Consider the following 6,180-nt stretch of genomic DNA (forward strand, 5'->3'; position numbering starts at 1 on the left):
TCCGCATCTTAAAAAGAGAGATTTTTGTGTCGGACAAGGCGAAAGCGCGATGGAATACTGTATGTATTCCGAGCGCTTTCAACGCAGTCCGGCGCGAAAAGATCCTTTTTAAGACCGGCGTATCCCTGATTTGCGCGCCCTGATCGGGAGGCGTTCAACGCTTACCGTCATTACGCCGCGTTACTGCTTGAGCGAGCGCTCGAGCCAGATCGCCGCGATCTCGATCGCGTCGTAGAGGGTGGTCTTTTCCGTCTTCTTGACGATCTTGTCGCGCATACGTATCTCCGGATCGGTCAGCGCGAGCTGCACGAGCAGCTTGGAGGGCAGCTTCATGCCGTTCTTCTCGGTATAGTCGGCGATCTGGATCATGGCGACGTACTTCTCGTTCATGTTGCCGTAGTAGATCGTGTTGTCCTGCCGGACGAGCGGCTTGCCCTTATACATCAAAAGGTCCATATTCTCTTCCTTTCTCACACCTCAAACAAGGTCATTTCAGCTCGAGATACACCTTCAGCATTTCCTGAAGGAGCTCGTCGCGGTCTATCCTGCGGATAAGGCTGCGGGCGTTGTCGTGGGTGGTGATGTAGGTGGGGTCCTCGGAGAGAATGTACCCCACGAGCTGATTGATCGGGTTATACCCCTTCGACTCAAGCGCGGCGTAGATCTGCTTGAGCAGCTTTTTCATCTCGTCGGAATCGTTCGATCTGATCCTGAATTGAATGGTAGGGTCGTTCATGTCTTCTCCTCCTTTAACATGTTGCGTTTTCCCTGTCAAGAGCGCAGAGTCGCGCCCGCGGCTTCGAGCTTTTTGAGTATCCTCGCGACGGCGGCTTCCGCCTCGGCGTCGGTCAGCGTGTGGTCGGCGGCGCGGAGCACGACGCTGTAAGCCATGCTCTTCTTGCCGCCCTCGACACCCTTGCCGCGGTAGACGTCGAAGAGGCGTACGCTCTCGACGATGCTTCCGCCGGCGGCGGAAATGATATCCGAAAGGTCTCCGGCGGCGACGCTCTCGTCGCAGACGAGCGCGAGGTCGCGGGTGATCGCCGGGTATTTCGGCAGGCGCTTATAGTCGGTTATCGGCTTGCGCAGAGTGCGCATAAGCTCCTCGTCAAGATCCGCGACGAAGACGGGAACGGCGATCTCCCAGTTCTGCGCGGTGACGGGGTGTATCTGCCCCATAACGCCGAGGACGTTCCCGCCCTTCGTTATAACGGCGCAGCGGCCGGGATGGAAGGTCGGATCGTCCGACTTCGCGGCGAACTTCACCTCGCCCACGCCGATATCGGCGAAGAGCGCTTCCAGCATGCCCTTGACGGCGAAGAATTCCGCGTTCTCGCCGAAGACGGTGACGGTGAAGCGCTTCTGCTCCAGCGGGAGCTTGCCCTCTTCGGTGGGGATGTATACCGTGCCCTCTTCGTAAAGCTTTCCCTCGACGACTCCGCGCGAGCAGTTGCGGGCGACGACCTCCAGCGCGGAGGGTATCATCGTCGTGCGCATGACGGAGGTGTCTTCGCCCAGCGGGTTGCTGATCTTCATGCAGTTTCTCAGCGGGCTGTCTATCGGCAGTCTGATCTTATCGTAATACTTGGGGCTGATGAAGGAGTAGGTCATTATCTCGAAGAGCCCCAGCGATACGGCGGACGTATGCAGGCGCTTGCGGAAAATCTCCGCGTCGGTGTAGCCGTGGGAGGACGCCTCGCCCTTCATCATGGTGTCGCCTATATTATTGTAACCGAAAAATCTCGCGATCTCCTCGGCGACGTCAGCTTCGCATTCCACGTCGGCGCGGAAGGACGGGACGATTATCTCGTCGCCGTCGATATCGAAGTCGATATCCGAGAGGATGTCGCGCATACGGTCGACGGGGATATCGGTGCCGAGGAAGCCGTTGATCCAGCCGGCGTCAAGCTTCAGCCGGCGCGGCGCGTAGTTCGCGTTATCGACGTCGATTATGCCGCCCACGACGGTGCCTGCGCCGAGCGTTTCGACGAGCTGGAGCGCGCGGACGAGCGCGGGCAGCGTATTGCGGCTGTCAAGCCCCTTCTCGAAGCGGGCGGAGGAGTCTGTGCGAAGCCCCGCCTTCTTCGCCGCGATGCGGACGGCGGCGCCGTCGAAGTTCGCGGACTCGAAGACGACCGTTTCGGTCGTGTCGCGGATCTCGGTGTTTTCGCCGCCCATGACTCCGGCGAGCGCGACGGGGCGTTCGCCGTCCGCGATCACGAGGGTGTCGCGGTCGAGCGGGTGTTCGCCGCCGTCGAGCGTGGTGATGCTTTCGCCGTCGGCGACGCGGCGGACGACGATGCGGCCTTCCTTCAGCGTGGAGCGGTCGAAGGCGTGCATCGGCTGGCCGTATTCGAGCATGACGAAGTTCGTTATGTCGACTATGTTGTTTATCGGGCGCACGCCGCTCGCGCGGAGGCGTTCGCGCATCCAGCGTGGCGAGGGCGCGATCTTGATGTCCCTGACCACCGCCGCGGAGTAGCGCGGGCAGAGATCGGCGTCGCGGACTTCAACCGAGATATACTTATTCACGTCGTCGCCGGCGTATTCGCCCGCGTCGACGTAAGGATAGGTGATGTCAAGGCCGAAGGTCGCGGCGGTCTCGCGCGCGAGGCCGATGACCGACAGGCAGTCGGGACGGTTGGAGGTTATCTCGAACTCGACGACGGTATCGTCAAGACCGAGAGCTTCTCTGATATCCGTTCCGGGAACGGCGTCGTATTCGTCTTCATCAATAATAAGTATGCCGTCTTCGATCGCGGTCGGGAAATCGTGGACGGTGACGCCCAGCTCCGCGACGGAGCAGAACATTCCGTCGCTGACGACTCCGCGCAGCTTGCCGCGTTCGATGGTCTTGCCGCCGTGAAGCACGGACTTGTGCAGCGCGACCGGAACGGCGGCGCCGGGGAACACGTTCGTGGCGGCGGTGACGATCTGTATCGGCTCCGCTTCGCCGGCGTCCACCTTGCAGACGACGAGCTTGTCGGCGTCCGGGTGCTTGTCGACGGAGAGCACTCTGCCGACTACGACGCGGCTGAGCTCGCCGCAGGTCTCTTCCCAGCCCTCGACCTTGGAGCCGCTCATGGTCATCCTTTCGGCGTATTCCCTCTCGGGCACGTCTATTTCAACGTAATCGTTGAGCCATTTCTTTGAAAGCTTCATCTTCGTCCCTCCTTAAAACTGGCCGAGAAAACGAAGATCGTTTTCATAAAGCAGGCGCAGGTCGTCGATGTTGTAGCGGCGCATCGTAACGCGCTCAAGCCCGATGCCGAACGCGAAGCCGGAGTAGACGTCCGGATCGATGCCGCAGGTGCGAAGCACCTTCGGATGCACCATGCCCGCGCCGAGGACTTCGATCCAGCCCTCGCCCTTGCAGAGGCGGCAGCCCTCGCCCTTGCAGGCGAAGCACTGCACGTCCATCTCTGCGGACGGCTCGGTGAACGGGAAGTGATGCGGACGGAAGCGGCAAACCGCGTCCTCGCCGTACATCATCTTGGCGAGGTTCTCGAGCGTGCCCTTCAGATCGGCCATCGTGATCCCCTTGTCGACGACGAGGCCTTCCATCTGGTGAAACAGCGGCGAATGGGTCGCGTCGACGGCGTCGGAACGGTAAACGCGTCCCGGGGCGACGATGCGGATAGGCGGCTTCTGCTTCTCCATGACGCGTATCTGAACGGACGAAGTCTGGGTGCGCAGCAGGACGTTATCCGTGAAGTAGAAGGTGTCCTGCGTGTCGCGCGCGGGGTGGTTCTTCGGGATGTTCAGTGCCTCGAAGTTGTAATAATCGTACTCCACCTCGGGGCCTTCGGCGATGTCGAAGCCCATCTTGGTGAATATGTCTATCATCTCGCCGAGCACGGTGTTCAGCGGATGTCTTCTGCCTGTTACGACCGGTTCGCCCGGCATGGTCACGTCGACCTTTTCCTGCGCCAGACGGGCTTCCATTATTTTAGACGAAAGTTCGCGGCGGCGAAGGTCTATCGCCGCTTCGACGGTTTCGCGCACGGAGTTGACGAGCTGCCCCATCGCGGGACGCTCATCGGGCGCGACTTCGCCCATTCCGCGCAGCACCTGCGTCAGCTCGCCCTTTTTGCCGAGATATTCAAGGCGGGCGGCTTCGAGCGATTCGGGCTGGGAGGCGGAGGTTATCTTCGCCATCGCCTCAGCTTGCAGTTTGAGAAGTTTTTCCTTCATCATAGGCGTGCTCCGCGGGGACGCTCCCCCGCGGCCTTCCTTTCTCCGTATGCCGCGGCGTTCCCGCATAAATGGGAACGCCGCGGTATGCGTATTCTCCTTATTTGTTCTTGATATTCGCCTGGGCGGCGGCCAGTCTCGCGATCGGCACGCGGTAAGGCGAGCAGGAAACGTAGTTCAGACCGACCTTGTGGCAGAACTCCACGCTGGAGGGATCTCCGCCGTGTTCGCCGCAGATTCCGAGTTTGATGTCGGGGCGGGTCTTTCTGCCCAGCTCGGCGGCCATCTTCACAAGCTTGCCGACGCCGTTCTGGTCGAGGCGTGCGAAGGGATCGCTCTCGTAGATCTTGCTCTCGTAGTAGGACTTCAGGAACTTGCCCGCGTCGTCACGGGAGAAGCCGAAGGTCATCTGCGTAAGGTCGTTGGTGCCAAAGGAGAAGAACTCCGCTTCCTTAGCGATCTCGTCCGCGGTGAGCGCGGCTCTCGGGATCTCGATCATGGTGCCGACCTTGTAGTGCATTTCGATGCCGGCGGCGGCGATCTCCTTGTCGGCGGTCGTTGTGACGACCTTCTTGACGAAGGCCAGCTCCTTGACCTCGCCGACCAGCGGGATCATGATCTCGGGAACGATCTTCCAGTCGGGATGCTTCTTCTGAACGTTGATGGCGGCTCTGATGACGGCGGTCGTCTGCATCTCGGCGATCTCCGGATAGGTGACGGCGAGGCGGCATCCGCGGTGACCCATCATCGGGTTGAACTCGTGCAGCGAGGTGATGACGTTGTGTATTTCCTCGACGGTGATATTCAGGCGGCCGGCGAGCTCTTCGATCTCCTCCTCGGCGTTCGGTACGAACTCGTGGAGCGGAGGATCGAGGAAGCGGATCGTTACCGGTCTGCCTTCCATGGCCTCGTACATGCCCTCGAAGTCGCTCTGCTGGAAGGGCATTATCTTATCGAGCGCGGCCTTGCGCTGCTCGAGAGTCTTGGAGACGATCATCTCGCGGAACGCGGTGATCCTGTCGGCCTCGAAGAACATATGCTCGGTGCGGCACAGTCCGATGCCCTCGGCGCCGAACTTGACCGCCTGGGCGGCGTCGTAAGGCGTGTCAGCGTTCGTGCGGACGCCCAGCTTCTTGAACTTGTCGGCGAGCTCCATGATCCTGCCGAAGTAGCCGCCGTTGGGATCGGCGGGGACCGTCTTGATCTCAACGTCGTAGATGTTACCGGTAGAGCCGTCGAGAGAGAGGATGTCGCCCTCGTGATAGGTCTTGCCGTTAAGCGTGAACCTCTTGTTCTCCTCGTCCATCTTTATGTCGCCGCAGCCGGAAACGCAGCAGGTGCCCATTCCGCGGGCAACGACGGCGGCGTGAGAAGTCTGACCGCCGCGGACGGTGAGGATACCCTTGGAGTACTTCATGCCCTCGATATCCTCGGGAGAAGTCTCAAGCCTGACAAGGATGACGTTTTCGCCGTTTTTGCCGTGCTCGACAGCGTCATCGGCGGTGAAATAAGCGTGGCCTACGCCCGCGCCGGGGGAAGCGGCGATACCGTGACCGACGGGAACTGCCTTCTTGAGCTCGGCGGAGTCGAACGCGGGATGAAGCAGCATGTTGAGGGAGCCGGCGTCGATGGACATAAGCGCGTCCTCTTCGGACTCGATGCCTTCGTCGATGAGGTCGCAGGCGATACGGATGGCGGCGGCAGCGGTACGCTTGCCGTTACGGGTCTGGAGCATATAGAGCTTTTCGTTCTCTATGGTGAACTCCATGTCCTGCATGTCATGATAATGCTTTTCAAGGTTGTTCTTGGTGTCGGTAAGTTCCTTGAACACCTCGGGCATGTACTCTTCGAGAGAGGGATACTTGGCAAGACGCTCTTCCTCGCTGATGCCCTGAGCCTGAGCCCACTCGATGGAGCCGGCCTTGGAGATCTGCTGGGGAGTACGGACGCCGGCAACGACGTCTTCGCCCTGAGCGTTGATGAGGA

5 protein-coding genes are annotated in these 6,180 nt (G+C 60.5%); all 5 read right to left on the reverse strand.

What is annotated here, in order from left to right:
* Nucleotides 1-180: 180 nt before the first annotated feature.
* A complete protein-coding gene (locus tag IJL83_07670; GenBank protein ID MBQ6553474.1) occupies nt 181-456 on the reverse strand; it encodes a hypothetical protein in 276 nt (91 codons plus the stop codon).
* A gap of 31 nt (nt 457-487) precedes the next feature.
* Entirely contained in the window at nt 488-736 is a 249-nt protein-coding gene (locus tag IJL83_07675; GenBank protein MBQ6553475.1) for an IreB family regulatory phosphoprotein, read from the reverse strand.
* Between the two features lie 35 nt (nt 737-771).
* A complete protein-coding gene (locus IJL83_07680; GenBank protein MBQ6553476.1) occupies nt 772-3,162 on the reverse strand; it encodes a phenylalanine--tRNA ligase subunit beta in 2,391 nt (796 codons plus the stop codon).
* A 12-nt stretch (nt 3,163-3,174) separates the two neighbouring features.
* The gene (gene pheS, locus IJL83_07685; GenBank protein MBQ6553477.1) at nt 3,175-4,194 is read right to left on the reverse strand and encodes a phenylalanine--tRNA ligase subunit alpha; all 1,020 of its coding nucleotides are present in this window, start codon (nt 4,192-4,194) and stop codon (nt 3,175-3,177) included.
* Between the two features lie 100 nt (nt 4,195-4,294).
* A partial coding sequence (locus IJL83_07690) for a pyruvate, phosphate dikinase (GenBank protein ID MBQ6553478.1) occupies nt 4,295-6,180 on the reverse strand: 1,886 nt, incomplete at its 5' end.

Source organism: Clostridia bacterium (assembly GCA_017438525.1).
Lineage (GTDB): Bacteria > Bacillota > Clostridia > Oscillospirales > RGIG8002 > RGIG8002.

Bases quoted from the DNA above. Each gene is read 5' to 3' on its own strand.
- IJL83_07670 (MBQ6553474.1), bottom strand. From the start codon at position 456: ATGGACCTTTTGATGTATAAGGGCAAGCCGCTCGTCCGGCAGGACAAC.
- IJL83_07680 (MBQ6553476.1), bottom strand. From the start codon at position 3,162: ATGAAGCTTTCAAAGAAATGGCTCAACGATTACGTTGAAATAGACGTG.
- pheS (MBQ6553477.1), bottom strand. From the start codon at position 4,194: ATGAAGGAAAAACTTCTCAAACTGCAAGCTGAGGCGATGGCGAAGATA.
- IJL83_07675 (MBQ6553475.1), bottom strand. From the start codon at position 736: ATGAACGACCCTACCATTCAATTCAGGATCAGATCGAACGATTCCGAC.